The sequence below is a fragment of the Actinacidiphila alni genome, assembly GCF_900112845.1.
GTDB lineage: Bacteria > Actinomycetota > Actinomycetes > Streptomycetales > Streptomycetaceae > Actinacidiphila > Actinacidiphila alni.
Map to the genome: position 1 here is coordinate 299,075 of NZ_FONG01000003.1, position 25,086 is coordinate 324,160.

At 74.3% G+C, this 25,086-nt stretch carries 22 protein-coding genes; 11 read left to right on the forward strand and 11 right to left on the reverse strand.

Translation table 11 applies throughout. The features are described from left to right. Positions 1 to 47: 47 nt before the first annotated feature. Positions 48 to 1,316: a hypothetical protein gene (locus BM076_RS07010; RefSeq protein ID WP_093712483.1), complete on the reverse strand. Its 1,269-nt coding sequence runs from the start codon at positions 1,314 to 1,316 to the stop codon at positions 48 to 50. 72 nt (positions 1,317 to 1,388) lie between these two features. On the opposite strand from BM076_RS07010, the gene BM076_RS07015 reads away from it, so the two are divergent. Further along, positions 1,389 to 1,841: a DUF4442 domain-containing protein gene (locus tag BM076_RS07015; RefSeq protein WP_093712484.1), complete on the forward strand. Its 453-nt coding sequence runs from the start codon at positions 1,389 to 1,391 to the stop codon at positions 1,839 to 1,841. A gap of 149 nt (positions 1,842 to 1,990) precedes the next feature. After that, positions 1,991 to 2,659 (forward strand): DedA family protein, encoded by a 669-nt coding sequence (locus tag BM076_RS07020; protein WP_093712485.1) that lies wholly within the window; start codon positions 1,991 to 1,993, stop codon positions 2,657 to 2,659. A gap of 54 nt (positions 2,660 to 2,713) precedes the next feature. On the opposite strand, the gene BM076_RS07025 is transcribed toward BM076_RS07020, so the two are convergent. Further along, the gene (locus BM076_RS07025) at positions 2,714 to 3,352 is read right to left on the reverse strand and encodes a gamma carbonic anhydrase family protein (RefSeq protein ID WP_093712486.1); all 639 of its coding nucleotides are present in this window, start codon (positions 3,350 to 3,352) and stop codon (positions 2,714 to 2,716) included. Between the two features lie 123 nt (positions 3,353 to 3,475). Between BM076_RS07025 and BM076_RS07030 the strand changes: the two genes are divergently transcribed. Both BM076_RS07030 and BM076_RS07035 read left to right on the forward strand, forming a co-directional pair. Further along, positions 3,476 to 4,228 carry an acyltransferase gene (locus BM076_RS07030; protein WP_093712487.1) on the forward strand — a complete coding sequence of 251 codons (753 nt, stop codon included), beginning with the start codon at positions 3,476 to 3,478 and terminating at the stop codon, positions 4,226 to 4,228. A 61-nt stretch (positions 4,229 to 4,289) separates the two neighbouring features. Further along, positions 4,290 to 4,835, forward strand: a complete 546-nt coding sequence (locus tag BM076_RS07035) for a YbaK/EbsC family protein (RefSeq protein WP_093712488.1) — start codon at positions 4,290 to 4,292, stop codon at positions 4,833 to 4,835. On the opposite strand, the gene BM076_RS07040 is transcribed toward BM076_RS07035, so the two are convergent. Further along, positions 4,832 to 5,077 (reverse strand): SoxR reducing system RseC family protein, encoded by a 246-nt coding sequence (locus BM076_RS07040; RefSeq protein WP_093712489.1) that lies wholly within the window; start codon positions 5,075 to 5,077, stop codon positions 4,832 to 4,834. The two genes, BM076_RS07035 and BM076_RS07040, sit on opposite strands and share 4 nt — an antisense overlap. A gap of 36 nt (positions 5,078 to 5,113) precedes the next feature. Further along, a complete protein-coding gene (locus tag BM076_RS07045; RefSeq protein ID WP_093712684.1) occupies positions 5,114 to 5,521 on the reverse strand; it encodes a CoA-binding protein in 408 nt (135 codons plus the stop codon). A gap of 118 nt (positions 5,522 to 5,639) precedes the next feature. Here BM076_RS07045 and BM076_RS07050 point away from each other — a divergent pair, with 118 nt between their 5' ends. Then, the gene (locus BM076_RS07050) at positions 5,640 to 6,275 is read left to right on the forward strand and encodes a YigZ family protein (RefSeq protein ID WP_093712490.1); all 636 of its coding nucleotides are present in this window, start codon (positions 5,640 to 5,642) and stop codon (positions 6,273 to 6,275) included. A 115-nt stretch (positions 6,276 to 6,390) separates the two neighbouring features. Here the strand turns inward: BM076_RS07050 and BM076_RS07055 are convergent, their stop codons facing one another. Next, positions 6,391 to 6,777, reverse strand: a complete 387-nt coding sequence (locus tag BM076_RS07055) for a MerR family transcriptional regulator (protein WP_093712491.1) — start codon at positions 6,775 to 6,777, stop codon at positions 6,391 to 6,393. Positions 6,778 to 6,841: 64 nt separating this feature from the next. After that, entirely contained in the window at positions 6,842 to 7,894 is a 1,053-nt protein-coding gene (locus tag BM076_RS07060) for an MDR family NADP-dependent oxidoreductase (RefSeq protein ID WP_093712492.1), read from the reverse strand. Between the two features lie 377 nt (positions 7,895 to 8,271). Here BM076_RS07060 and BM076_RS07065 point away from each other — a divergent pair, with 377 nt between their 5' ends. Next, positions 8,272 to 9,432: an exonuclease SbcCD subunit D gene (locus BM076_RS07065; protein ID WP_093712493.1), complete on the forward strand. Its 1,161-nt coding sequence runs from the start codon at positions 8,272 to 8,274 to the stop codon at positions 9,430 to 9,432. Then, complete coding sequence (locus BM076_RS07070) at positions 9,432 to 13,025, forward strand: AAA family ATPase (RefSeq protein WP_093712494.1); 3,594 nt, start codon at positions 9,432 to 9,434, stop codon at positions 13,023 to 13,025. Before BM076_RS07065 ends, BM076_RS07070 begins: the two co-directional genes overlap by 1 nt. A 26-nt stretch (positions 13,026 to 13,051) precedes the next feature. On the opposite strand, the gene BM076_RS07075 is transcribed toward BM076_RS07070, so the two are convergent. Beyond that, the gene (locus BM076_RS07075) at positions 13,052 to 13,498 is read right to left on the reverse strand and encodes an Lrp/AsnC family transcriptional regulator (protein ID WP_093712495.1); all 447 of its coding nucleotides are present in this window, start codon (positions 13,496 to 13,498) and stop codon (positions 13,052 to 13,054) included. Between the two features lie 94 nt (positions 13,499 to 13,592). Between BM076_RS07075 and BM076_RS07080 the strand changes: the two genes are divergently transcribed. Continuing rightward, complete coding sequence (locus BM076_RS07080) at positions 13,593 to 14,093, forward strand: rhodanese-like domain-containing protein (protein ID WP_093712496.1); 501 nt, start codon at positions 13,593 to 13,595, stop codon at positions 14,091 to 14,093. A gap of 123 nt (positions 14,094 to 14,216) precedes the next feature. On the opposite strand, the gene BM076_RS07085 is transcribed toward BM076_RS07080, so the two are convergent. The 3 genes from BM076_RS07085 to BM076_RS07095 form a co-directional block, all read right to left on the reverse strand. Then, complete coding sequence (locus BM076_RS07085; protein ID WP_093712497.1) at positions 14,217 to 14,741, reverse strand: GNAT family N-acetyltransferase; 525 nt, start codon at positions 14,739 to 14,741, stop codon at positions 14,217 to 14,219. 114 nt (positions 14,742 to 14,855) lie between these two features. Then, entirely contained in the window at positions 14,856 to 16,544 is a 1,689-nt protein-coding gene (locus tag BM076_RS07090) for a DUF885 domain-containing protein (RefSeq protein ID WP_093712498.1), read from the reverse strand. A 154-nt stretch (positions 16,545 to 16,698) separates the two neighbouring features. Then, entirely contained in the window at positions 16,699 to 17,175 is a 477-nt protein-coding gene (locus tag BM076_RS07095; RefSeq protein WP_093712499.1) for an Lrp/AsnC family transcriptional regulator, read from the reverse strand. Between the two features lie 60 nt (positions 17,176 to 17,235). Here BM076_RS07095 and BM076_RS07100 point away from each other — a divergent pair, with 60 nt between their 5' ends. Next, entirely contained in the window at positions 17,236 to 18,453 is a 1,218-nt protein-coding gene (locus BM076_RS07100) for a trans-sulfuration enzyme family protein (RefSeq protein ID WP_093712500.1), read from the forward strand. Positions 18,454 to 18,655: 202 nt separating this feature from the next. On the opposite strand, the gene BM076_RS07105 is transcribed toward BM076_RS07100, so the two are convergent. Beyond that, positions 18,656 to 19,927 (reverse strand): GNAT family N-acetyltransferase, encoded by a 1,272-nt coding sequence (locus BM076_RS07105; protein WP_093712501.1) that lies wholly within the window; start codon positions 19,925 to 19,927, stop codon positions 18,656 to 18,658. A 264-nt stretch (positions 19,928 to 20,191) separates the two neighbouring features. On the opposite strand from BM076_RS07105, the gene BM076_RS07110 reads away from it, so the two are divergent. Next, positions 20,192 to 22,015: an HSP90 family protein gene (locus BM076_RS07110; RefSeq protein WP_093712502.1), complete on the forward strand. Its 1,824-nt coding sequence runs from the start codon at positions 20,192 to 20,194 to the stop codon at positions 22,013 to 22,015. After that, positions 22,012 to 25,083 (forward strand): hypothetical protein, encoded by a 3,072-nt coding sequence (locus tag BM076_RS07115; protein ID WP_093712503.1) that lies wholly within the window; start codon positions 22,012 to 22,014, stop codon positions 25,081 to 25,083. Before BM076_RS07110 ends, BM076_RS07115 begins: the two co-directional genes overlap by 4 nt. Positions 25,084 to 25,086 lie beyond the last annotated feature (3 nt).

Here is a 25,086-nt window from a genome sequence, read left to right on the forward strand (position 1 = left end):
GAATTCGCCCGCGCCCGCACGCACCGCCCCCATGGCCTCTTTTCGAGCTACTTCTTCAGCGGCCGGATGCTGCTCTTGATCTTCTCGATCACCGAGTCCGCGAGCTGGTCGGGCACCCCGCGGTCCGCGTACAGCACCCACACCACGAGCTTCTTGGACGGGTCCGACTGCGTCGGGTCGGTCCAGGCGACGGTGTACGCGGCGCCGTCCGCCGAGCACTTGCTGGTCTTGGGGATGTGGGAGGCGGTGGCCGAGGCCTGCCAGCCGGAGATGCCGTGCGCGTTGTGAAACGCCTTGCTGTTCTGCACCTTGGAGAAGGTGCCCTTGCCGTTGTCCTGGTAGGCCCAGTAGGCCCAGGACGTGGCCTGCACCTCGGCGGCGTCGCGCACGCTCTTGGCGCCGTTGGCGCCCTTGGTGCCCACCGTCGCGCGGTCCGCGGTGCTGTTCCCGACCTTGCACCAGTCGTGCTTGTAGTACGCGGGCGCACCCATCGCGACGGCCGGATTGCCCTTGTTGTCCTCGAAGCCGATGGTCAGGCCCTCGCTGCCCACGGTCCAGTCCGGCGGGACGTCGAAGGCGACATTGCGCTCGTCGCGCTTGACGACCTTCCAGCCCGGGATGACCGGCTTCACGTCGAGCGCGTCCGGCGCGCCGCGCGGCGAGTCCGCCGAGTCGTCGGAGGACGGGGTCGAGGTGGGGGAGGGCGCGGTGGTGGTCGGGGTGGCCGTGGGCGACTTGGGCGCCGTCGCGGTCGGACTCGCGTCCTTCGCGTCGTTGTCCTTCTTGTCGTCCCCGATGAGATAGACCGCGCCGACGGCGATCGCGGCGATCACCGCGACGGACGCCGCGATCGCGATGGCGATCGTCTTGCGGTCCCGGCGCGGCGGCTGCTCCCCGGGCCCGCCGGGCACCGGCGGACCCCAGTTCTGCGGGGTCGGGTAGCCGCCGGGCGGCTGCTGCGGCGGGTAGCCCGGCTGCTGGTACGGGGACGGCGTGCCGTAACCGGGCTGCCCGTACGGCTGGGTCGGCGCCGCGTACGGGGGCGTGGGCGGGCCGGGCCGGTCCGGTGGCGCGGGCGGCTGCGCGGGCTGGCCGTACGGCTGGGTCGGCGGGTACTCCGGCTGCTTGTTCAGGTCCGGAGGCCCGGACTGGCCCGGCTGCTGCCCTGGCTGGCCCTGCTGCGGCGGGTAGCCGGGCTGAGCGTACGGCGAGGGCGTGTCGTACGGCGCCGGCGAGCCGTACGGCCCCGGCGGTGTCGGCGGGGGGGCGCCCTGCGGGTTCTGCTCTCCCCCGTTGTGCTGTTCTCCTGGCCACATGGCTGGAAACACTAGGGGAGGACGTCCGCCGGTTCCATGCCGGATGGCGCTACTCGCTGGTAACATCGCGCCATGTCCGAGACCTTGCCCTCCATAGGCGAACTGATGGCGGCCACCGTGCCGATGGCCCGCACCCTCAACCTCGAATATCTGGAGACCACGGCCGAGCGCGCCGTGGTCGTGCTGCCCGACCAGAGCGACTTCCACAATCACGTCGGCGGACCGCACGCCGGCGCGATGTTCACCCTCGCGGAGTCCGCGAGCGGCGCCATCGTGCTCGCCGCCTTCGGCGACCAGCTGGGCCGGGCCGTGCCGCTGGCCGTCCGCGCGGAGATCGCCTACAGCAAGCTGGCCATGGGGCCGGTGAAGGCCACCGCGGAACTCGGCAGGGCCGCCGCCGAGGTGGTCGCGGACCTGGACAAGGGGGAGCGCCCCGAATTCCCCGTCGAGGTCTCCATCACCCGGGAGGACGGCGCCGAGACCGCGCACATGACGGTCGTCTGGACGCTGCGGCCCAACCGCTGACGCGGGAGGCCAACAGAGGACCCGAGAACCGGCACGGGCCCCGAGTACCGGTCGCCCGCGTCTGACCGGCCGCGACGGCGGTTCGGTTAGGCTTCGACGATGTGTGCCGCGTGCGCACAACCGATCGTTGTCCAGGGGAGGAACCGGCTGTGCACGTGCAGGAATGGCTCGACGGCATCCCACCGGTCCTCGTCTATCTGATGGTCGGTCTGGTCGTCGGGGTGGAGAGCCTCGGCATCCCGCTGCCCGGCGAGATCGTCCTGATGAGTGCCGCGCTGCTGTCCTCGCAGGGCAACGTCAACCCCTGGCTGGTCGGCACCGCCGCCGTCATCGGCGCGGTCGGCGGTGACTCGATCGGCTACTCCATCGGCCACAAGGGCGGCAAACCGCTTCTGGACAAGCTCGGCGCCCGGTTCCCCAAACACTTCTCGCCCGGCCATGTGGCCACGGCGGAACGCTCGTTCCAGCGCTGGGGCGTGTGGGCGGTCTTCTTCGGCCGCTTCGTCGCCCTGCTGCGGATCTTCGCCGGGCCGCTCGCGGGCGTCCTGAAGATGCCCTACTGGAAATTCCTGATCGCCAACGCGCTCGGCGGCCTGGTCTGGGCGGGCGGCACCACCGCCGTCATCTACTACGTGGGTGTCGTCGCCGAGCCCTGGCTCAAGCGGTTCGGCTACTTCGGCCTCGCCGCCGCGGTGCTCTTCGGCATCGGGTCCTTCCTCTTCGTGAAGCGGCGCGCCGCCAAGGCGCAGGCCGAGATCGAGGCGCGGGACGTGACCGCGGGCGTGGAGCCCGAGGTCGCGGTGGCCCAGGGGGAGTAGCCGGAGAAAACCAGGGGGAGTAGCCCGAGATAAGGGGACCGGCCGGTCGGGCGGTCAGGGGCGGTTCGCCGCCCGGCGCAGCGACTGCCGGTGCACCTCGGCGAGCGCCACGTAATGCTCGGCGTTGAGCCGGACCGTGGCCCGCTCCTCCTCGGTCAGTTCCCTGCGCACCGTGGCGGGCACACCCGCCACGAGCGACCCCGGCGGCACCCGCATCCCCTGCGGTACGAGGGCCGCCGCGGCGACCAGCGAACCGGCGCCGATGTGCGCCCCGTTCAGCACCGTGGCGCCCATCCCGATCAGGACGCCGTCCTCCACGACGCATCCGTGCAGCACCGCGTTGTGCCCGACCGAGACGCCCTCGCCGACGACGGCGGGGAAGCCGGGGTCGGCGTGGACGGTGCAGTTGTCCTGGATGTTGGAGCCCGCGCCGATACTGATCGACTCGCAGTCGCCGCGCAGCACCGCGTGGTACCAGACGCTCGCGTCCGCGGCGAGCGTCACGCTGCCGAGCACCACCGCGCCGGGCGCGGTGAAGGCGGCCGGATCGATCCGCGGCGTGCGGTCCAGGATGTCGGCGACCAGTGGCCGCGGTGCGCCGTCGCCTGCCGGGCCCGAGTCCGCGGCCGCGCCCGTATCCGTACCGTCCGCCCGTGTCCCGCCCGCGCCGCTCGTACCCGCCGGGTCCGTCATGCCCACCGCCCTCGTCCGTCCGTACGGTCCCGCGACGCTCGCCAGCCGCCGGCGCGGCCGGCTCGTCCCCGGGTGCCCGTCGCGGGTCCACCGCTGTCCACCCGCACCGTATACGGTGGCCCCGTGCCCAAGAACGAGAACGTGTTCTCCTCCGCGACCGCCGCCGCCACGGCCTGGCGGCGGCGCGCCACCACGCGTCTGGTGCACCGCGGCTGGCGCTGGGTGCAGAACGCGGGCGCGGTCACCGCCGCCCGCCCGGGACCGCTGCGCTTCGGCCGGATCGGCGAGGGCACCCGGCTGGCCTTCCCGCTCGGCACCGTCTTCGGCGAACGCTGGATCCAGCTCGGCGACCACTGCATCATCGGCGAGCAGGTCACCCTCACCGCCGGAATGATGCCGGACCTGGACCTCGGCCCCGACCCCGTCCTGCGCCTGGGCAACGGAGTCGTGCTCGGCCGCGGCAGCCATGTCGTGGCCTCCGTCCCCGTCGTCTTCGGCGACAACGTCTACTGCGGCCCGTACGTCTACGTCACCAGTGACAACCACTCCTACGACGACACCACGACCCCCGTCGGCAAGCAGTGGCCGCGTACCGCGCCCGTGACGATCGGTGCCGGGAGCTGGCTCGGCTCCGGCTGCGTGATCCTGCCCGGCGCGCGGCTGGGCCGCAATGTGGTGGTGGCCGCGGGCGCCGTGGTCCGCGGCGAGGTGCCCGACTTCGCGGTGGTCGCCGGCGCGCCCGCCCGGATCGTACGGCGCTGGGAGCCCGGCACCGGCTGGCAGCCGCCGCTGCGCACCCCCGCGCCGCTGCCCGTCCCCGAGGGCGTCACCCCCGAGCAACTGCTCGCCCTCGCCGAACTGGACGACCCGGCCTGACCGCCCGCGGCCGCCGCGCCTGCCCGGCAAGGGCCGCGCCGGAGCCTGTTACGTTGCCCGTATGCGCGCACCGATCGGCAACTTCGACGAAGCCCACCCCGCTACCGACCGCCGGGAGTTGCTGCCGCCGCCGGTCGCCGCGGCCGTCACGCCCGACATGCTCTACGTCGACACCGACCCGGCCAAGGCCGACACCGCCGTTTTCGTGGAGACCTACGGCGCCGACCTGCTGACGGCCTCCGCGAACTGTGTCGTCGTGGCGGGCAAGCGCGGCCAGGACGTCACCCTCGCCGCCTGCCTCGTGCTCTCCACGACCCGCGTGGACGTCAATGGCGCGGTGCGCCGCCACCTGGGCTCCCGGAAGGCGTCCTTCGCCCCGATGGACACCGCCGTCGGCGAGACCGGCATGGAATACGGCGGCATCACCCCGGTCGGACTGCCCGCCGGCTGGCCGCTGCTCGTCGACGCGGCCGTCGTCGAGGCGCCGCACCTGGTGATCGGCAGCGGCGCGCGACGCGGCAAGCTCATCGTCCCCGGCAAGACCCTGGCCGCCCTGCCGGGCGCGGTCGTCCTGGAAGGACTCGGCCTGCGCATCGAGACGCCCTAGGACCTGTTCTGACGGTCCTCCAGCCGGCGGTGCAGCGCGCGTCCGCCGAGCACGACCGCCGCGCCGACGGCGACGCCCGCCAGGACGGCGAGGACCACCCACGCGCCGGACAGGACGCCCGCCAGCGCGACGGTCACCACGAGACCGAGGACGAAGGCGAGCACCGGCAGCGCGTAGAACCACAACTGCGCGTAAGTGCGCTCGTCCAGGCCGAAAGGGGGCGGCGGCGCTTTGCGTCCCATGCCCCAACCGTAGCCCGGCGGGCGCGGAACCACAGGTCAGGGCAGCCGCGGGATCTCGATCGCGGGGCACCGGTCCATGACCATGTCCAGACCGGCCGCGCGCGTACGGTCGTACGCCACCTCGTCGATCACGCCGAGCTGGAACCAGACCGCCTTGGCGCCCGCCGCCACCGCCTCGTCGGCGACACCGCCCGCGAGGTCGGAATTGACGAAGACGTCGACCACGTCGACCGGGAACGGGATGTCCGCGAGCGAGGCGTACCCCTGCTCGCCGTGCACGGTCTCGGCCTTCGGGTGCACCGGCACCACGCGCTTGCCGAAGCGCTGGAGCACGGCAGCGACACCGTAGGCGGCCCGCGAGGTGTTGCTTGACAGGCCGACCACCGCCCAGGTGTCGCCCGTACCGGTGAGAATCCGCCGTACCGTCTCCGCGTCGCCGTACACGCCGTCCTCCAGCCGCTCGCCGCACCGCCGCCCGGCGCCGACGCGCCGCACAGCTCCTGCCTGGCAGAACACGGGTCCCGGGCCCGCCATTCCCCGGGCCTGCCCGTACGCTGAACGCATGGTCGACCGGTATCTGACGGTGGCGCGCGCGGGCGTGCACGAGAGCGAGATCAAGCGCTCGCGGTTCCTGTGCGCCCTCGCGCCCGCGGACAGCGAACAGACCGCCCAGGACGTCGTACAGGCCGTCCGCAAGGAACACCCCGGGGCCACGCACAACTGCTTCGCGTACGTCATCGGCCCGGACGGCCGGCTGCACCGGGCGAGCGACGACGGCGAACCGGGCGGCACCGCGGGCACACCCATGCTCCAGGCCCTGCTCGGGCGCGAAGTGCGCGACACCGTCGCGGTCGTCACCCGCTACTACGGCGGCGTCCAACTCGGCGCCGGCGGCCTGGCCCGGGCCTACGGCGGCGCCGTCACCGCCGCCCTCGACGCGATCGGCACCATCGAGCGGCGCCGTCTCGCCCTGGTCACCGTCACCGTCGACCACCAGCGGGCCGGCCGCCTCGAGAACGAGCTGCGCGCCGCCGGTCACACCGTCCGCGGGGTGGACTACGGCGCCGCCGTCACCATCGACCTCGGCGTCCCCGACGCCGAACTGCCCGCCTTCCGCTCCTGGCTCGCCGACGCCACCTCGGGCGCCGCAGCGATCACCGTCGGCGGCAGCGCCTACGTGGACGTCCGCCGGGGCTGAGCCGGACCCGCGGAAGCACCGCCGGGCGCGCGCCGGATGGCCGGCCACGAGGGGCGCTGTCGGCCTACGGACAGACCTCCCGGCTCATGCGCGTACGTCCCCGGGCCGAAGGGGCTCAGCCCGTACCGTCGGCCGCGTCAACGCGTGCCCGCTCGGCGAGTGACGTCCGCAGCCGGATGAGCCGTTCGATCTCCGCGTCGAGCAGGGCGAGCCGCCGCTCCACGACGTCGGCGAAGGCGCCGGGCGGGTCGCCGCTGTCGCAGCGGGCGGGCGGATCGGCGGCGAGCAGATGGAGCCGGTCCGCACGGCCGCGCAGATCCTCCACGGTCAGCCCGAGGGACAGCAGTTCGCGGATGACGCGGATCAGGGCGACCTCGCCCGGACCGTACTCGCGCTGCCCCGAGCCGGTGCGGTCCGGCGGCGGGAGCAGGCCGCGCTGCTCGTAGAAGCGCAGCGCCCTCGGGGTGGTGCCGGCCGCTGCCGCCGCGTCACCGATCCGCATCCGTCCCCCTCACCTGCGGCACGTCGCGCCAGACGCCGACCGCGGAGGACCGGGCGCATGGCTGTTACGGCTCCACTATCGCAGCCCCGAAGTGCCGCCCGGCGATCAGTTCGGGCAGTACGTGCGGTGCGCGCCCGATGCCGCCGACCGTCGTGTGCGGGAAGCGGATCTCGCCCGCGCGCAGCCACGCGCCGAAGCGCTCGGTCCACTCCGCCTCCACCTCCGGGTGGTCGCCGCCCGCGTAGCCGCGGACCGAGACGCCCTTGACGACCAGGCGGTACGAGTCGATCGCGGCCGGTGCGCTGCCGCCCGCCCGGTCCGCGGCGAGCTGCCCGGACAGGGCGCCGACCAGCGCGAAGCGCGCGCCCTGCCGGGCGGCGCCCACGGCGGCGGCCAACTGCTCGCCGCCGACGGTGTCCAGCAGCACATCGATGCCGTCGGGCGCCGCCTCCGCCAGCCGGTCGGCGAACCGCCCCTGCCCGCGCGGCACCACCGCGTCGTAGCCGAGTTCGGCGGTCAGCCGCTCGGCCTTCCACGGCGAGCCCGTGCTGCCGAGCACCCGGCCCGCGCCCAGCAGCCGGGCGATCTGCCCGGCCAGTGAACCGACCGCGCCGGCCGCACCCGTCACGAGCACGGTGTCACCCGGCCGGACCGGCGCGAGCCGGGTCAGCGCGCCGTACGCGGACGACCCCTGCGCGAGGTACGCCACCGGGTCGGGCAGCGTGCCGTCCAGCACCTCGCACTGGTCGGCGGGCACCAGCGCCCAGTCCCGCCAGCCGAGCAGGTGCCGCACGGTGTCGCCGGGGCGCGCCCCGGCGCCGTCCGGCGCGGCGACCACCTCGCCGACCGCCGGCCCGAAGAGCGTGTCGCCGGCCCGCAGCGGCGGCAGCGGCACACCGTCCGTCTCGCCGCCGAGCAGCGTGCGCAGGCCCGGGAAGACCAGGAAGTGGCTGTTGCGGACGAGGAGTTGACCGGGGCCCGGCGCCGGCAGCGGCGCCCGCTCGACCGTGAAGTCCCCGGGCACGGGCAATCCGCGCGGAGCGCGGGCGACCCGCACCTCGCGCGCCGAACGCGGCGGGGTCTGCGGGGCGGGGGCGGCGGAAAGCGGTGCGGACATGTGCGGTCTCCCGATGGCATGCGCGGTACGGGGGCGGCGGCCGTCCACCGGCCGCCGCCCGGAGCGCGGTGACGCTAAGCCCTGACCCGCGGGTCAGGGTCAAGCCCTGTCCCCTTTCGGGTTTCGGGGGATTTCCCGGGACGCGCCGCGGCTCCCGGCGCCGCGATCACCGAACCCGGCCGTTCGCCGACGGGCGACCTTCTACACTCCAGGACCACCGCGGGAGTTCGCGGGAGGGTCGCGGCGGGCCCGCCGGGGACGCGATGAGAGGATCATGGCGGGACATGTCCGGACGCCGTCCGAGGGGACGGGCGCCGGGCGGAACGGTGACAGCGGCGAGGAACGGCGAGGGCGAACGTGCGGTTCGGAGTGGGCGCGTGAGATTTCTGCACACCTCGGACTGGCACCTGGGACGCTCCTTCCACCGGGTGAGCCTGCTCGACGCGCAGCGCGCCTTCCTCGACCACCTGGTGGACACCGTGCGCGACCAGCGGGTCGACGCCGTGCTCGTCGCCGGGGACATCTACGACCGGGCAGTGCCGCCGCTGTCCGCCGTCGAACTCTTCGACGACGTCCTGCACCGCCTCGCCGACCTCGGGGTGCCCGCCGTCATGACCTCGGGCAACCACGACTCGGCGCGGCGCCTGGGCGTCGGCGCCCGCGTCATGGGCCGGGCCGGCATCCACCTGCGCACCGACCCCGCCGACAGCCACCGGCCCGTCCTGCTCGCCGACCCGCACGGCGACATCGCCGTCTACGGGCTGCCGTACCTCGAACCGGCGCTGACCCGCGAGGAGTTCGCCGCCGACCGGGCCGACCACACCGCGGTGCTCGGCGCCGCCATGGACCGGATCCGCGCCGACCTCGCCGAGCGCCCCGACGGCACCCGCGCGATCGTCCTCGCGCACGCCTTTGTCACCGGGGCGGCGGCCTGTGACAGCGAACGCGACATCACCGCGGGCGGTGTCGAGGCCGTGCCCGCCGAGATCTTCGACGGCGTCGACTACGTCGCCCTCGGCCATCTGCACGGCTGCCAGACCCTCACCGACCGGGTCCGCTACTCCGGCTCCCCGCTGGCCTACTCCTTCTCCGAGGAGCACCACCGCAAGACGATGTGGCTGGTCGACCTCGGGCCCGACGGCACCGTCGCCGCCGAACGCGTCGACACCCCCGTACCGCGCGCGCTCGCCCGGATCCGCGGCGGTCTGGACGATCTGCTCGCCGATCCGGCGCTGGAGCGCCACGAGGACTCCTGGGTGGAGGCCACCCTCACCGACCCCTTCCGGCCGCACGAACCGATGGCCGCCCTCGCCCGGCGGTTCCCGCACATCCTCAGCCTCGCCTTCGAGCCCGAGGGGGGCGACGACGACCCGCTCGCCTCCTACGCCCGGCGGCTGCGCGGACGCACCGACCAGCAGATCGCCGAGGACTTCATCACCCATGTCCGCGGCTCCGCGCCCGCCCCGCACGAAAGCGCCACCCTGCGCGACGCCTTCGACGCGGTACGGGCCGACACCGTACGGACGGAAGGCGCCTGATGCGACTGCACCGCCTCGAACTCACCGCCTTCGGCCCCTTCGCCGCCACCCAGAGCGTCGACTTCGACGAACTCTCCGCCGCCGGACTCTTCCTGCTGCACGGCCCCACCGGGGCCGGCAAGACCTCCGTCCTCGACGGCGTCTGCTACGCGCTGTACGGGCAGGTGCCCGGCGCCCGCCCGGCCACGCGGCTGCGCAGCGACCACGCCGCGGCGGGCACCCCCACCGAGGTGATCCTGGAACTGACCGTCGGCGCACGGCGGTTGGAGATCACCCGGCGGCCCGAGCAGCCGCGCGCGAAGAAGCGCGGCACCGGAACCACCATGGACAAGGCCGTCACGCTGCTGCGCGAGCACAAGGACGGCCAGTGGCAGGCGCTGTCCAAGTCCCACCAGGAGATCGGCGAGGAGATCAAGCAGCTCGTCGGGATGAGCTGCGAACAGTTCTGCCAGGTGGTGCTGTTGCCGCAGGGCGAATTCGCCACCTTCCTGCGGGCGAGCGCCATGGAGCGCGCCGCGCTGCTCGGCCGGCTCTTCGACACGCGCCGCTTCAAGGCCGTCGAGAACTGGCTGCGCGAGCGCAAGCAGGAGGCGGCGGAGCGGCTCGCCGCCGGCGGCCAGAGCCTGCTCCAGCTCGCCGAACGCATGCGGCAGGCCGCCGGCGGCTCCGCGTCGGAGGCGGAGGACGCCTTTGACGCGGAAAGCCCTTCGCCCGGTGGGCTGTTGGAATGGGCCGCCGTGCTGCGCTGCGACGCGCGTGAGGTCGCCGACATCGCGGGACAGGCGCTCGCCCGCGCCGAGACCGAACACCGCGCCGCCGCCGCGGACTTCGATGCGGCTCGCGACCTCCACACGCTCCAGGCCCGGCACGCCGACGCCCGCCGCCGGGCCGCCGAGGTCGACCGCGAACGCGAGACGCGCGCCGCCGCGCGCGACCGCCTCGCCCGCGCCCACCGGGCCGGCACCGTCGAACCCGCCCTCGACCTCCGCGAGAAGGCCGCTCTCCAGCATCGCGACGCACTCGCCGCCGAACACGCCGCCCTCGCCGACCTCAGGTCCTCCGGCGAACTCCCGCCGCCCACGGTCCCGCACGACCGCAGCTCCACGGAGACCCGCGCAGAGCGGACGGCCCCGGCCGCCGCCGGGGCGGCGCCGTCCGATCCGCAAGCGGCGGCCTTGAGGGGGAAGCGCGACGCTGGGAAGGACGGCTCGGCGACTTCATGGGCGGAGGCGAGCGGGGGAACGCCGGGGCCGGGCGACGCCGCGAGCGGCGTCGGTGCCGAGCGGGACGGCGAGGCGGGTGGACCGCGGTCGGCAACTGGGCCTGCGGGGCGGCCGGTTCGGGCTGACGGGCTGATGTCGGGGCCGGACGGTGCTGCGGGTGGTGTCGGTGCCGAGCGGGATGGTGAGGCTGGCGGGTCGTCATCGGTGACTGCGTACGCGGGGGATCAGGTTCGGCTTGGCGAGCTGGCACCGGGGCCGGACGGTGTCGCGGGTGGTGTCGGTGCCCAGGGAGACGGCGGGACCGGCGGGTCGTGGTCGGCAGCCGCACCCGTGGGGCGTGGGGTTCGGTCCGTTGGGCTGCACGGCGGGCCGGGCGCGCAGTGGTCGGGTGGCACCGGTGCGAGCGGCGACGGGCGCGCCGCCGGACAACAGCCGTGGCGCGCCGAGGCGTTGGTGCGGCGGGTCGGGGAGCTGCGGGAGGAGATGGGCGGGCTCGCGCGGGCCGGGGAGGCCGAGGCGCGGGTGCGGGAGATCGCCGAGCGGCGGGTCCGGCTGGAACGCGAGGAGCGGGCCGACGAGGGAGCCGTACGCGACGCCGATTCCTGGCTGGAGGAATGGCCCGCCGTGCGGGCGGCGTTGCAGGCCCGCGCGGACGGCGCGGCCGAAGCGGCGGCGAAGGCGGCGGGACTCGCGGCCGAGCTGGAGACCGCGCGGCGCCGCAGTGACGCGGCGGCCCAACGCGACCGGTTCGCCGCGGAACTGACGCACGCTCAGGACCGGGCCCGCGACGTCAGGGACCGGGCGGCGCAGGCCAGGGAAGCCTGGCAGGACCTGCGGCAGGCGAGGATCGACGGCATCGCGGCCGAGCTTGCCGAGCAACTGGCCGACGGCGAGCCCTGCCGGGTGTGCGGCTCGGCCGAACACCCCGCCCCCGCCCGGCCGGTGGGCCGGCAGATCACCCGCGCCGACGAGGACGCGGCGGGCGCCGCCTATGAACGCGCCGCGCAGGCCCACGAAGCCGCGCGCCGCGAGGCCGACCGGCTCGCCGCCGCCTTGGAGGCGGCCACCGCCACCGCGGGCGACGAACCGCGCGCCCGGCTGGCCGCCGCCTGCGCCGTACTGGAGGGCGAGCACGCCGCGGCCGCGCGCGAGGCCGCCGATCTGTCCGAGGCGCGCCGCGCCGTGGACGCCGCGGAACAGGAGCGCGACCGCCGCACCGCACAGCGGCACGCCGCCCAGAGCAGGACCGCCGCCCGCACCTCGCGGCGCGAGGAACTGGACGAGCAGCACCGGCGGTTGAGCGCGGAACTCGACCGGGCCCGGGCCGGGCACGCCAGCGTCGCGGAGCGGCGCTCCCGGCTCGCCGCACGGATCACGCTGCTCGACCGCGCGGCCGGGGCCGTCCGCGACCGGGCGGAGAGCGCGCAGCGCCTCGCCGAGGCCGACGCGGCGCTCGCCGAAGCGGCGGCCCGGGCCGGATTCGCCACGCCCGCCGACGCCGAGGCCGCCCTGCTCGACCTGGAGCGGCTGTGGCGCGCGGAGCGGCAGGCCGACGCCTGGGCCAAGGAGGAGGCCGCGCTCGAAGCCGACCTCGCCGCGCCGGAACCCGCCGCCGCGGCCCAACTGCCGCCCGCGGAACCCGCCTTGGCCCAGGCAGCGCTCGGCGCCGCCACCGACCGGCTGCGCGCCGCCTCGGCCGCCGAGGCCGCCGCCGCGACCCGATGCGCCGAACTCGACCGGCTCTCCGACCGGGCCGCCGCACTGACCCGGCACCTCGCCCCGGCCCGCGCCGACTTCGACGCCATCGCCCGGCTCTCCGACCTGGCCTCCGCGACTACGGCGCAGAACCGGTACCGGATGGAGCTGGAGACCTATGTGCTGGCCGCCCGTCTCGAACAGGTCGCCGCGGCCGCGGCTGTACGCCTCCAGCGCATGTCCGCGGGCCGCTACACGCTGGTGCACACCGACGCGCGCGGCGGCGGCCGGTCCAAATCGGGCCTCGGCCTGATGGTGGTCGACGCCTGGACCGGCACCGAACGCGACACCGCGACCCTCTCCGGCGGCGAGACGTTCTTCGCGTCGCTGGCGCTCGCGCTCGGCCTGGCCGATGTCGTCACCGACGAGGCCGGCGGCGCCCGCCTGGACACGCTCTTCATCGACGAGGGCTTCGGCAGCCTCGACGACCAGACCCTCGACGAAGTGCTCGACGTCCTCGACGGCCTGCGCGAACGCGACCGCGCCGTCGGCATCGTCAGCCATGTCGCGGACCTGCGGCACCGCATCCCCGCGCAACTGCGCGTCGTCAAGGGCAGGGACGGCTCGACCGTACGCATGCGGACCGGCGGCACACGGGCCCCCGCACCGGCCTGATCCTGAGTCCCGAATACGAGTGCCGGTCAGAGCGTCAGCGGGCGCCGCTCCAGCGGCGAGGAGTAGACGATGCTGGTCGTGACGGCGCCGAGCCCGGCGATCCGCCCGGTCGTCTCCTCCAGATGCCGCATCGACCGGGCGGCGACCTTCATCACGAAACAGTCGTCGCCCGTCACATGGTGCGCCTCCAGCACCTCGGGCGTGGTCGCCAGCATGTCGTGGAACGGCCGGTAATTCCCGGTCGGATAGCGCAGCCGCACCATCGCGAGGATCGGCAGACCGATCCGGTCGTGGTCGATGACCGCCGAATACCCGGTGATCACCCCCGCCTCCTCCAGCCGCCTGACCCGCTCGGTGACGGCGCTCGGCGACATCGAGACCGTACGGGCCAGCTCGGCGTAACTGGCGCGGCCGTCGCGTTGCAGTGCCTCCAGCAGCCGCCAGTCGGTGGGGTCCAGGGAAAATGCGGTCATGGTCGATGGATAGCAGGGGAAAGCCCGGCCGATCAAGCCTTCTGCAAGGGAAGACCACTTCACGGCGGGGGAGGCGGACCATAGATTTTCGGCCATGACACAGCAGACAGCGCAGCTCAGCGCCCCCGCCGCCGCGAACCCGGTCCTGCGCGTGCCCCCGGCCGCGCCGGCCGACGCCGCCGCCTACTTCGCCGCAGCCCTGGCCTTCCACACCGATGTGTCCGATGTCGCCGCCGCGCTCGACGGGGCGGGCCACCCCGGCTTCGTCGTGGTCGACACCCGCTCCACCCAGGCGTGGGACCAGGGACACATCCCCGGCGCCGTCCACCTGCCGACCGGGCAGATCCCGCAGCTGGCCGCCGCGTTCCTCGACCCCGGCACCCCTGTGGTCGTGCACTGCTGGGGCCCCGGCTGCAACGGCGCCACCCGCGCCGCCCTCGCCCTGGCCGGCCTCGGCTTCCAGGTCAAGGAAATGCTCGGCGGCATGGAGTACTGGATCCGCGAGGGCTTCGCGTACGAGACGGCCGACGGGCCGGCGCGGCGCGACGCCGACCCGCTCACCGCGCCGGTCGGCGCCGACGACTGCGGCTGCTGACCGGGGCCGGCCCGGCCGGCCCCAATGAACCGGCTCGGTCAGCCGAGCCCGGTCGGTCGAGCCCCGTCAGCCGAGCCTCGTCAGTCGGGCCCCGTCAGGCGAGCTCCGCCAGCCGGGCCCCGGTCAGTCCGGGAGCGACGTCAGCTCGTACGCCCACAGCTCGCCGCGGTCGGCGACGCGTACGAAGCCGACGCGCTCCAGCACCGCCTGCGAGGGGCGGTTGTCCGGCTCCGTGGTGGCCAGCACCACCAGCACACCGGGCTGGCCGAGCGCCCACTGGCTCAGCGCCCGCGCCGCGTCCGTCGCCCAGCCCGCGCCGCGCGCGGACTCCGACAGGTCGTAGCCGATCTCCACCGCGCCGCTGTCCGGCGGACCGTGGAACCCGGCGCCACCGACCGCCACCAGGTCCTCGCTCCGCTGGATCGCGAAAACGCCCCACCCCGGCCGGTAGACGCCGGCCGCCGCCGCGGCCACCGTCATCGAGGCCGCGCGCACGGTGCCGTCGCCCGGCACCCCGTCGATCCACACCAGGCCGGCGGGCTTGCCGTCGCCCAGCAGCGCCGCGTCCTCGGGAAGCTGCTCGCGCAGCGTCAGCCGGCCCTGTGTCAGGACCAGCCGTCCCCCGTCATGCGAAGCGTGCAACGTCATCGAGCCGTACCGCCTTGTCCAGGACCTTGAGTTGCGACAACGGAAAGCCAGCAGCGTATCCGCCCCCACTCCCGCGCGGAGGTGGGTGCCCCAGGAGGGGCACCCCTTGCGGGATCAGAGGGCCGAGATCTCGGCCTCCAGGTCGTCGAGGCCGAGGGAGCCGAGGGAGAGGGCGGCCATGTGCCACGCCTTGGCGTCGAAAGCGTCGCCGTGCGCCGCGCGCGCGGCCTCGCGGCCGGCGAGCCAGGCGCGCTCGCCGAGCTTGTAGCCGATGGCCTGGCCGGGCATCCCGAGGTAGCGGATCAGTTCGCTGTCGACGAAGTCGGCCGGCCTGCCGCTGTGCTGCCCGAAGAACTCCCGGCCCAGCTCCGGCGTCCAGCGCTCGCCCGGGTGGAACGGCGAATCGGCCGGGATCTCCAGCTCCAGGTGCATGCCGATGTCGATGATGACGCGATTGGCCCGCATCATCTGGGCGTCCAGATAGCCCAGCCGCCGCTCGGGGTCGGTCAGGAAGCCCAGCTCGTCCATGAGCCGCTCGGCGTACAGCGCCCAGCCCTCGGCGTTGGCGCTGACCATGCCGACGGTCGCCTGGTAGCGGGAGAGGTTCTCGGCGACGTGCGCCCACTGCGCGATCTGGAGGTGGTGACCCGGCACCCCTTCGTGGTACCAGGTGGAGACCAGGTCGAAGATCGGGAAGCGCGTCTTGCCCATGGTCGGCAGCCACGTACGGCCCGGGCGGGTGAAGTCCTCGGACGGACCGGTGTAGTACGGGGCCGCCGCGCCACCGGGCGGCGCGATACGGGACTCGACGCGCTTGACGCGCTCGGCCAGCTCGAAATGCGTGCCGTCCAGCGCCTCGATGGCCTCGTCCATCAGGCCCTGGAGCCAGTCGCGCACCTCGTCCACGCCCTCGATGGCCGTGCCGTGCTGATCCAGGTGCGCCAGCACCTCCCACGGCGACTTGCCGGGCAGGATCTTGGCCGCCTCGGTGACCATCTCCGCGTGCAGCCGGTGGTATTCGGACCAGCCGTACGCGTACGCCTCGTCCAGGTCGAGGTCCGTGCCGTTCCACAGCCGGCACCAGCGCGCGTAGCGCTCGCGGCCCACGGTGTCGGACGCGCCCTCGACGGCGGGGGCGTAGACGTCGCGCAGCCAGTCGCGCAGGGCCGCGTAGGCGGCGGTGGCCTCCGCGGCGGCGGCGTCCAGCTCACCGCGCAGTTCCTGCGGGCCGTCGGCGGTGAGACCGGCGAACCAGCTGTCGCCGCCGTCGTCGCCCGTCCACTCGCCGAGCTGGCCGATCACCGTGGCCACCTGGCGCGGGCCCCCGTACAGCTTGCGGGACAGGCCCTCGGCCAGGGCGGCGCGGTAGCCCTCCACGGAAGCCGGGACGGCGCGCAGCCGGGCGGCGAGATCCGCGTAGTCCTCGGCGGTCTCGGTCGGCATCAGCGTGAACGCCTCGCGGATGCTGTGCGCGGGGGAGCTGATGTTGCTCACCGTGCGCAGGTGCTCGTCGGCCTCGTGCACGGCCAGTTCCGCGGTCAGCCGCTCCCGCAGCAGCCTGCCGCAGCGTCGCTCCGCGTCACTGTCACCGCCGGGCCGTGCCTCCGCCTCGGTCAGCCGGTCCAGGGTGTCGCGGGCCAGCGCGGCCAGCGCATCCGCCCCCGCCGGTGAGAAGTCCGGCAGCCGGCGGGCGCTGCCCGGGGCTCCGAGGTACGTGCCGAGGATCGGGTCGAGTTCGAGGAGACCGTCGACGTAGGTGTCGGCGACCTGGCGGGGCAGTGGGCTGCTGGTGATAGTGGACATGCGGCCATCCTGGTACGTGACCGGCCTCCGCGTCACCACCATTGTGCTCGTGATGCCTTACGCCGGTCGCGTACGCCTGACAAGGGGGCGTGCGCCCGGGCCGCGCGCCCTCCGTGACGTGCGTCACGCGCCGCGTTGGGGCCTCTCCCGCGCCTTACGCGGCCGGTGGCAGCAGCGGGCCGCAGTCCCACTGCTGGAAGATCAGCCGGGTCTCCACCCGGGCCACCTCGCGCCGCGAGGTGAACTCGTCGATCACCAGCCGTTGCAGATCGGTCGCGCCGGTCACCGCGACATGCACCAGATAGTCGTCGGGGCCGGTGAGATGGAACAGCGCGCGGGACTCCGGCAGGGCGCGGACCCGCTCCACGAACGGTGTGATCAGCTCCCGGCGGTGCGGCCGCACCTGCACCAGCAGCAGCGCTTCGAGGCCGCGGCCGAGCTTCGCCGGGTCCAGCCGCAGTTCGTGGCCGAGGATCACCCCGCCGCGGCGCAGCCGCGTCACCCGGTCGAGACAGGTGGACGGCGCCACACCGACGGCCGCCGCCAGGTCGCGGTACGTCGTCCGGGCATCGTTCTGCAGCAGCCGGAGTATCTCCAGATCCACCGGATCCAGCACGACGGAGTCGGTCATCGGCCGAACGTAGCACGGGGGATTCCCCGTTCCGTCCGGTGGGCGTTCAGCCTTGGTGGCATGGAGACGACAGCAGGAACGACCCCGTCACGGCCCCGCCGCACCCTGGCCACCGAGGCCGTGCACGCCGGACGCGAAGACCTCGCCGCCCTGGGTGTGCACGCCGTACCGCTGGACCTGTCCACCACCTACCCGTCCTCCGACAGTCGCGCCGAGGCCCGGCGCATCGACGCCTTCGCCGCGACCGGCGGACGCCTCGAAGGACCGCCCGTCTACGCCCGGCTGGACAATCCGACGACCGCCCGCTTCGAGGACGCGCTCGCGCGGCTGGAGGGCACCGAGACCGCGGTGGCGTTCGCCAGCGGCATGGCGGCGCTGACCGCCTGCCTGCTCGCGCGGTCGGCGGCCGGACTGCGGCATGTCGTCGCCGTACGGCCGCTGTACGGGTCGAGTGACCATCTGCTCACCGCCGGTCTGCTCGGCACCGAGGTCACCTGGACGGACCCGGCCGGCATCGCCGACGCGATCCGGCCCGACACCGGACTCGTCATCGTCGAGACGCCCGCGAACCCGACGCTCGCCGAGGTCGACCTGCGGGCCGTCGCCCACTCCTGCGGCACCGTGCCGCTGCTCGCCGACAACACCTTCGCCACACCCGTGCTCCAGCGGCCCGCCGAGTCCGGGGCCCGCATCGTGCTGCACAGCGCCACCAAGTACCTCGGCGGGCACGGCGACGTGCTCGCCGGTGTCGTGGCCTGCGACGAGGAGTTCGCCGGGGCACTGCGGCAGGTCCGGTTCGCCACCGGTGGCGTCCTGCACCCGCTCTCCGGCTATCTGCTGCTGCGCGGTCTTTCCACGCTGCCTGTCCGGATGCGGGCCGCGTCCGCGACGGCCGCGGAGCTGGCCCGGCGGCTCGCCGCCGATCCGCGGGTCGGTGCCGTGCACTATCCGCAGATTGGCGGGGCGATGGTGGCCTTCGAAGTCCTCGGCGATCCGCACGCCGTCATCGGCGGCGTACGGCTCATCACCCCCGCGGTGAGTCTCGGCAGTGTCGACACGCTCATTCAGCATCCGGCGTCCATCAGCCACCGTGTCGTCCCCGAGGCCGAGCGGTCCCGCTCCGGCGTCAGTGAGAAGTTGCTTCGCCTCTCGGTCGGGCTGGAAGACGTCGACGACCTCTGGTCGGATCTTTCGCTCGCGCTGGCGTCACCCGACTCGACCCGCGCCTCGACCCCCGGCTTCCGCACCCCTGCGGAGGGAGGGCGCTCTTTCGCCTGACGGCGAGCGAGGTCTTTTCAGGGGCGCGGGGAACTGCGCGCTCAGCCACTGCGGTGGCGCGGCTTACAAACCGCCCCCAGCGGGGCAGACGCTGTTGTTTTGCGACCACCGGCCCGGTGGGGGCTCGTCGCGCAGTTCCCCGCGCCCCTATCGGGCACCCTCGTCCGCACGGTGCGGGTCACGGGCCCTGCCCGGAAGGGCATCACGCGCCGTCGTCCGTCTGGAGGACCGGATTCTCCGAGAGGGAGGGGTGGGGGAGGGTCGCGGTGATGACGAGGGTGCCGTCCTCGACCTGGTAGTCCAGGGGGAGGGAAAGCTCCCTCATGGCCGCCACCATCGCGGTGTTCGTGGCCTGCGTCACCGCGTACACGCTGTCCCGCCCGGCCTCGACGGCAAGCCCGACGAGTCGGCGCAGCAGAGCGCCACCGATCCCGCGCCGCTGCCACTCGTCCTCGACGAGCAGCGCGACCTCGTTCTCGTCGCCGTCCCACAGGAGGTGGCCGAGGGCCACGAGGCGGCCGGAGGCTGTCTCGACCGCGAGGGACTGCCCGAAGCGCGGGCTGAGCAGGTGGGCGAGGTAGCGGTCGGCGTCGCCGACTGGGCCGTGGTAGCGCCGGGCGAGCGTCCCGGCGGAGCAGCGCGCGTGCATCGCGAGCGCCGCCTCCCGGTCCTCGGGACCCGCGCGGCGCACGGTGATCTCGTTGCCCTCGGGCAGGGTGACGACGTCCTTGGCCGCGGGTGTCCGCGCGCCGAGCCGGGCGTCGAGTTCCAGCAGGGCCCGCGCCCTGGCGAACTCGGTGGGCGTGAAGGGGAGATGGTCACGGCGCACGGTGATCGTGCCGCCCGACGGATCGCGCAGCCGCATCTCCGTACCGGCCAGCACGTCCTCCGCGGGGCCGTCGGCGCCGTGGGACGCGCCGTCGGCGGCGGGCGCCGGCGTGGACCGTATGGTGCACCGGCCGAACAACTGCCGCAGCGCGAGCGGCAGTTCCGCCGCGTCGAGCGCCGTACGGGTGGCCAGGGAGAGGATGCGGGCCGGAGTGTCCACCAGGTCGTGGGCGTCCGCCCGCTCCATCCAGGTGTCGGTGCCGCCCGCCTCGGTGACGAACCGGGCGAGCACGGTGGCGGGCAGGTCGGCCGGGGCACGCAGCAGGAATTCGTCCACGGTGCCGTCGGCCAGCGGGTGCGTCTGGAGGGTGATGATGTCGACCCGGCCGCCCGCGAGTGCCGTGCACACCGCGCCCAGGGAACCGGGCGTGTCGCGGACGGTGGTCCGCAGCCGCCACAGCGTCGTCGCGGCGGACTCCGCCTCGGGTCCCGAACGCGGCGCGAGCACCGGTGGCGCGTGACTGTGGCGGCGCGCCCACCAGGAGTGGTGGCCGGCCACCGCCCTGAACAGCGCGGCCACTTCGACGCATACGCGATGCCAGTGGTACCGGCGTGATCCGGGGTGGACGCGGGTCGAATGAGACATACATCTAGCATGCCGAAGATGTGTTGCGTGATCACGAACGTCCCGTGACCGGACGGTAAAGGGCGGATCTTTTCGGTTAACTTACGTTTTCAACCTTTTTGCCGAGTGCGCCCCGCTCGCGCCGGACCCCGGTACGCGCCGCGGAGCGACCCGGCCCATGGTCAACGAGCCCCCGCGCCGCCTACGATGGCCCGACCTCAGCCCGCCGCGGACCAGAGCCGCCCTACCCGCGCCGCAGCTTCTCTCCCCACCGGCGCAGCGACGATGACTGCAGAACAGACACCGCACACGTTCCAGGTCGACCTGCGTGGCCTGGTGGATCTCCTCTCCCACCACCTCTACTCCAGCCCGAAGGTCTATCTGCGCGAACTGCTGCAGAACGGCGTCGACGCGATCACCGCGCGCCGCGCGGCGGACCCGGAGGCACCCGCGCGCGTCCTGCTGCACACCGGACCCGGCACGTTGCGCGTCGAGGACACCGGCATCGGCCTCACCGAGGACGACGTCCACAATCTGCTGGCCACCATCGGACGCAGCTCCAAGCGGGACGAGTTGGAGACCGGCATCGCGTCGGCGCGCACCGAATTCCTCGGTCAGTTCGGCATCGGCCTGCTGGCCTGCTTCGTCGTCGCCGACACCATCCGCGTCGTCAGCAGGTCCGCGCGTACACCGGACGCGCCGCCGGTCGAGTGGTGTGCGCGCGACGACGGCTCGTACACCGTACGCACCCTGCCCGCGGCCGCCAGGGCCGAGCCCGGCACCACCGTCCACCTCACCGCGAGGCCCGGCGCCGCCGACTGGTTCGAGCCCGGCCGGGTCGCCGCCGTCGCCCGCGACTTCGGTTCGCTGCTGCCCTACGACGTACGGGTGGACGACGCTCCCGTCACCGACCGGCCGCCGGTGTGGGAGCGGCGGTACGCGGGCGCGAGCGCCCGCCGGGTCGAACTGGCCCGGCACTGCCAGGAACAGTTCGGCTTCCTGCCCCTGGACGCCATCGACCTCGACGTGCCCCTCGCCGGGCTGCGCGGCATCGCGTACGTGCTGCCGTCCGCCGTGAGCCCCGCCCAGCGGGCCGGCCACCGGGTGCACCTCAAGGGCATGCTGCTCACCGACCGCGCCGACGAACTCCTGCCGGACTGGGCCTTCTTCGTCCGCTGCGTCATCGACACCGACAGCCTGCGGCCGACCGCGTCCCGCGAACACCTCTACGCCGACGAGACGCTCGCCGCGGTCCGCGACGCGCTCGGCGACCGGATCAAGGAGTGGCTGACGGCACTGGCGGCGGGTGAGCCCGACCGGCTCGGCCATTTCCTGGCCGTGCACCACCTCGGGGTCAAGACCCTCGCCCGGCACGACCCCGAACTGCTGCGGGTGATGCTGCCCTGGCTGCCGTTCGAGACCACCGACGGACAGCAGTCGCTCGACGAATTCGCCCGCCGCCACCCGACCGTGCACTTCACCCGCACCGTCGAGGAATTCCGGCAGGTCGCCGCGATCGCCGCGGCCCAGGGCATGGGCGTGGTCAACGGCGGCTACACCTACGACGCCGAACTCGTCGGCCTGCTGCCCCGGGTGCGGCCCGGCACCCCCGTCGCCGAACTCGACGCCGACACCGTCACCGCCCATCTCGACCCGCTCGACCAGGCCGAGGAGCTGGCGCTGTCCGGCTTCCTGGCCGCCGCGCGCGCCGTGCTCGAACCGCTCGACTGCGACGTCGTCCTGCGGACCTTCCACCCCTTGTCCGTACCGGCGTTGCACCTCGACGACCGCGCCGCCCGGCACGAACGCGCCCGAGAGGAGGAGCAGGACCGGGCCGACGACCTGTGGGCGGGCATCCTCGGCTCGCTGCGCGGCAGCGCCCCCCGGGCCCGGCTGGTGCTCAACCACCTCAATCCGCTGGTCCGCAGGATCTGCGCCGTCGAGGCCCGCGAGCTGGTCGGCACCTGCGTCGAAGCGCTGTACGGGCAGGCCCTGTTGATGGCGCAGCGCCCCCTGCGCGCCGCCGACACCGCACTGCTCAACCGGGCCTTCCTCGACCTGCTGCAATGGGCGACCGAACACCCGGCGGGGCAGGGGGAGGGCCGATGACCACCGAGCCGCGTACGGTCGACGCCCTGCGCAGGGCCATCCAGGAGAACGGCGCGGAGCCGGAAGGCGCCGCGCGCAACGCCCGCGCCGAGCGCATCGCGGAGGAGGCGGACCGCACCGCCGACCGGCGGCTGATCATCGAGTCGCTGTTCAACCTGCTGACCGCGTACAACTACAGCTCCGAGTCCGACAAGAAATTCGTGCCCTTCGCCAAGGCGCTGCGGATGTGGGACGAACAGCCCGGCGACTTCGACGAATTCGCCACCCACAGCCTGCACTGGTACTTCAAGTGGGTCTCCAGCGGCATGCTCGACCAGCCGCACATACCGCTGGCCGCCATCGAGAAGTGGCAGGCCGAGATGGAGCACCGCTACCGGCTCGCCGGACACTCCGAACGGGCCGTCCGGCAGGGCGAGTTCAGGATCGCCCGGCACATCGGTGACCTGGCTCGCGCCGAACGCGCCTACGCGGCCTGGCTCGCCGCCGACCGTGACGTGATGAGCGACTGCCACGCCTGCGAACTGCACACCCAGGGCGGCTGGCAGGTGCGGCTCGGCGAGGACGCGGCGGCCCTGGAGAGCTGGCAGCCGGTGCTCGCGGGCGAGCTGACCTGCGCGCACGAGCCGCACGGTGTGCTCGCGTCCTCACTGCTGCCGCTGCTCAGGACCGGCAGGACCGACGAGGCGCGCGCCCATCACCTGCGCGGCTACCGGATGGTCCGCACCATGGAGAGCATGCGGGCCGCCGTCGCCCAGCACGTCGAATTCTGCGCCCTGACCGGCAACGAGGCACGCGGCCTGGAGATCCTGGCCCAGCACCCGGCGTACTTCACCGCCGCGGGCGACCCCGACAGCCTCATGGACCACCTCGCCGTCACCGCCCTGCTCACCGGCCGGCTCGTCCGCCTCGGCCACGCGGAGCAGCCCGTGCCCGGACCGGAGGGCCGCGACTGGACGGCCGCGGAACTCCACGACCACGCGCGGACGCGCGCCCTGGAACTGGCGCACGCCTTCGACGCGCGCAACGGCTCCGACGCCGTCTCCGCCGCCGTACGGGACCGGATGGCCCGTCAACCCCTGCTGGAACGGCTGCCGTTGGGGATACGCGCCGCCCGGCTCGGCGGTGCGGCCGTACGCCCCGCGCAGCCGCCCGCGCCCGCCGCCGACCGCACGGCGGACGATGTGCCCGCGCTGCTCGCCGAGGCGCGGCGGATCAGCGAGACCGGCGACCCGCGCGCCCACCAGGCGTGGGCGGACGTGGCCGCCGCCGTCGAGCGGACCGGCGCGGTGATCGACGCCAAGGCCCGCGCGGAGATCACGGACCACGAGGCGATGACGGCGATCGCCGACCCGGCCCGTTCCCAGGAGCTGTTCCAGCAGGCCGCCGCGCTGTTCGCGGACGCGGGCGAGCCCGGGGAGGCCGCCGCGAGCCGCACCCGCGCCGCCTACGCGCTGGCGCTCACCGGAGAGGTGGACGAGGCGCTGCGCGCCGCCGGCGAGCAGTGCGCGCTGCTGCGCGACCTGCACGACCGGGCGACGGCCACCGCCCGGCAGGCGGCAGGGGTCGAACTGCTGCGCTGCCGGATCCTGTTGGTGGCCGCGGCCGACGACGCGAGCGCCGCGGGTCAGGACGCGCTCGCGCGGGCCGAGCAACAGGCCGCGGAAGTGGCCGCCTTCGGCGAGAAACACCAGGACGAGCCCGGGATGACGGGACGGCTCGCCGACGCCCGCGTCATGCTCGGGCGGCTCGCGGCGGGGCGGGGGGACACCGACTCCGCCGTCCGACTCCTCGGTGAGGGCGCGCAGTTGCACCACGCGGCGGGCCAGCCGTGGTACGCGGCCGAGCCCGAGGCGGCGCTCGCCGACCTCTGCCTGCGCGGCGGCGATCCTGAGACCGCCGCCCGCTGCGCGCGCGCCGCGCTCGACCACGGCGACGACATTCTGGAAGCCCCGCACCGTGCCCATCTGCATCTACTCGTCGCCCAGGCAAGCGCCGAGGTGGGTGACGACGAACAGGCCGCGGCGCAGGCACTCGAATCCGCGCACTGGGCCGACGAGGCGGGCCACGGCGACGACCTGGGCGCCTCCGCGCGGCTGCTGTTCGGCGGCGCGCTGCGCAGGCTCGGCCGGTCCGCCGAGGGCGCCGGCGTGCTGGAGGCCGTGCTGCCCGACCTCGAACGCGGCGGCGTCGAGGGCCGGATCGTGCAGGCCCGCTGGTGGCTCGGCGAATGCCAGCTCGACCTCGGAGAGGCCAGGGAGGCCGCCGAGCAGTTCCTGCTCGGCGCCCGGATCGCCGAGGGCTGGGACGACCCCTGCGACCACGCGATGCTCGCCAACCTCGCGGCGGACGCCCTCAACCGGGCCGGCCTCTACGACGAGGCGGTCCGTGCCTACGCCGGCGCCGAGCAGCTCTGGCGCACCGTCGGGGACCCGCACGCCCTGATCCGTACGCTGCGGGCCCGCGCCTGGATCGAACTCCGCGACGGCCGCGCCGGCCTGTCGGCGGCGCGTCCCCTGATGTCCGCGGCGCTCCGCGTGGCGGAGGAGGCCCTGGCCTCGGTGACCGCCGACGCGTCCGCGGCGGACGGCCACACCGCCACCACGCACCTGCGGATCGACCTCGCCGACACCTACCGGCAGACCGCCGAGATCGTCCTCCGTTCACTCGCCAACACCCCTGTCCCGGAAAGCCCGGAAGCCCCGGAAGTCCCGGAAGTCCCGGAAGTCCCGGAAGTCCCGGAGGCCATGGAAGGACCGGAAGCCCCGGAACGTGCGGACGGCCCGGGTGGCCAGGAGGCCGCCTTCGCCGAAGCCCTCACCCTCACCGACCGCGCGATCGCCGTCCTCGCGACCCTCGGCCCCGCCGCCCGCGACGACCGCACCGCCGCCACCCTCACCGCCGCCTGGCTGGAGGCCGACCTCGACCGCCCCACGGCCGCGGCCGCCCGCGCCCGTGCCGTCCTCGCCGAATACGCCGACGCCACCGGCGACCTCGCCGACACGCGCCGCGCGGAAGCGGCCTCGGTCCTCGACCACACGGCCGGAGTCGCGGCCGCCGACGACGCCTGAGTC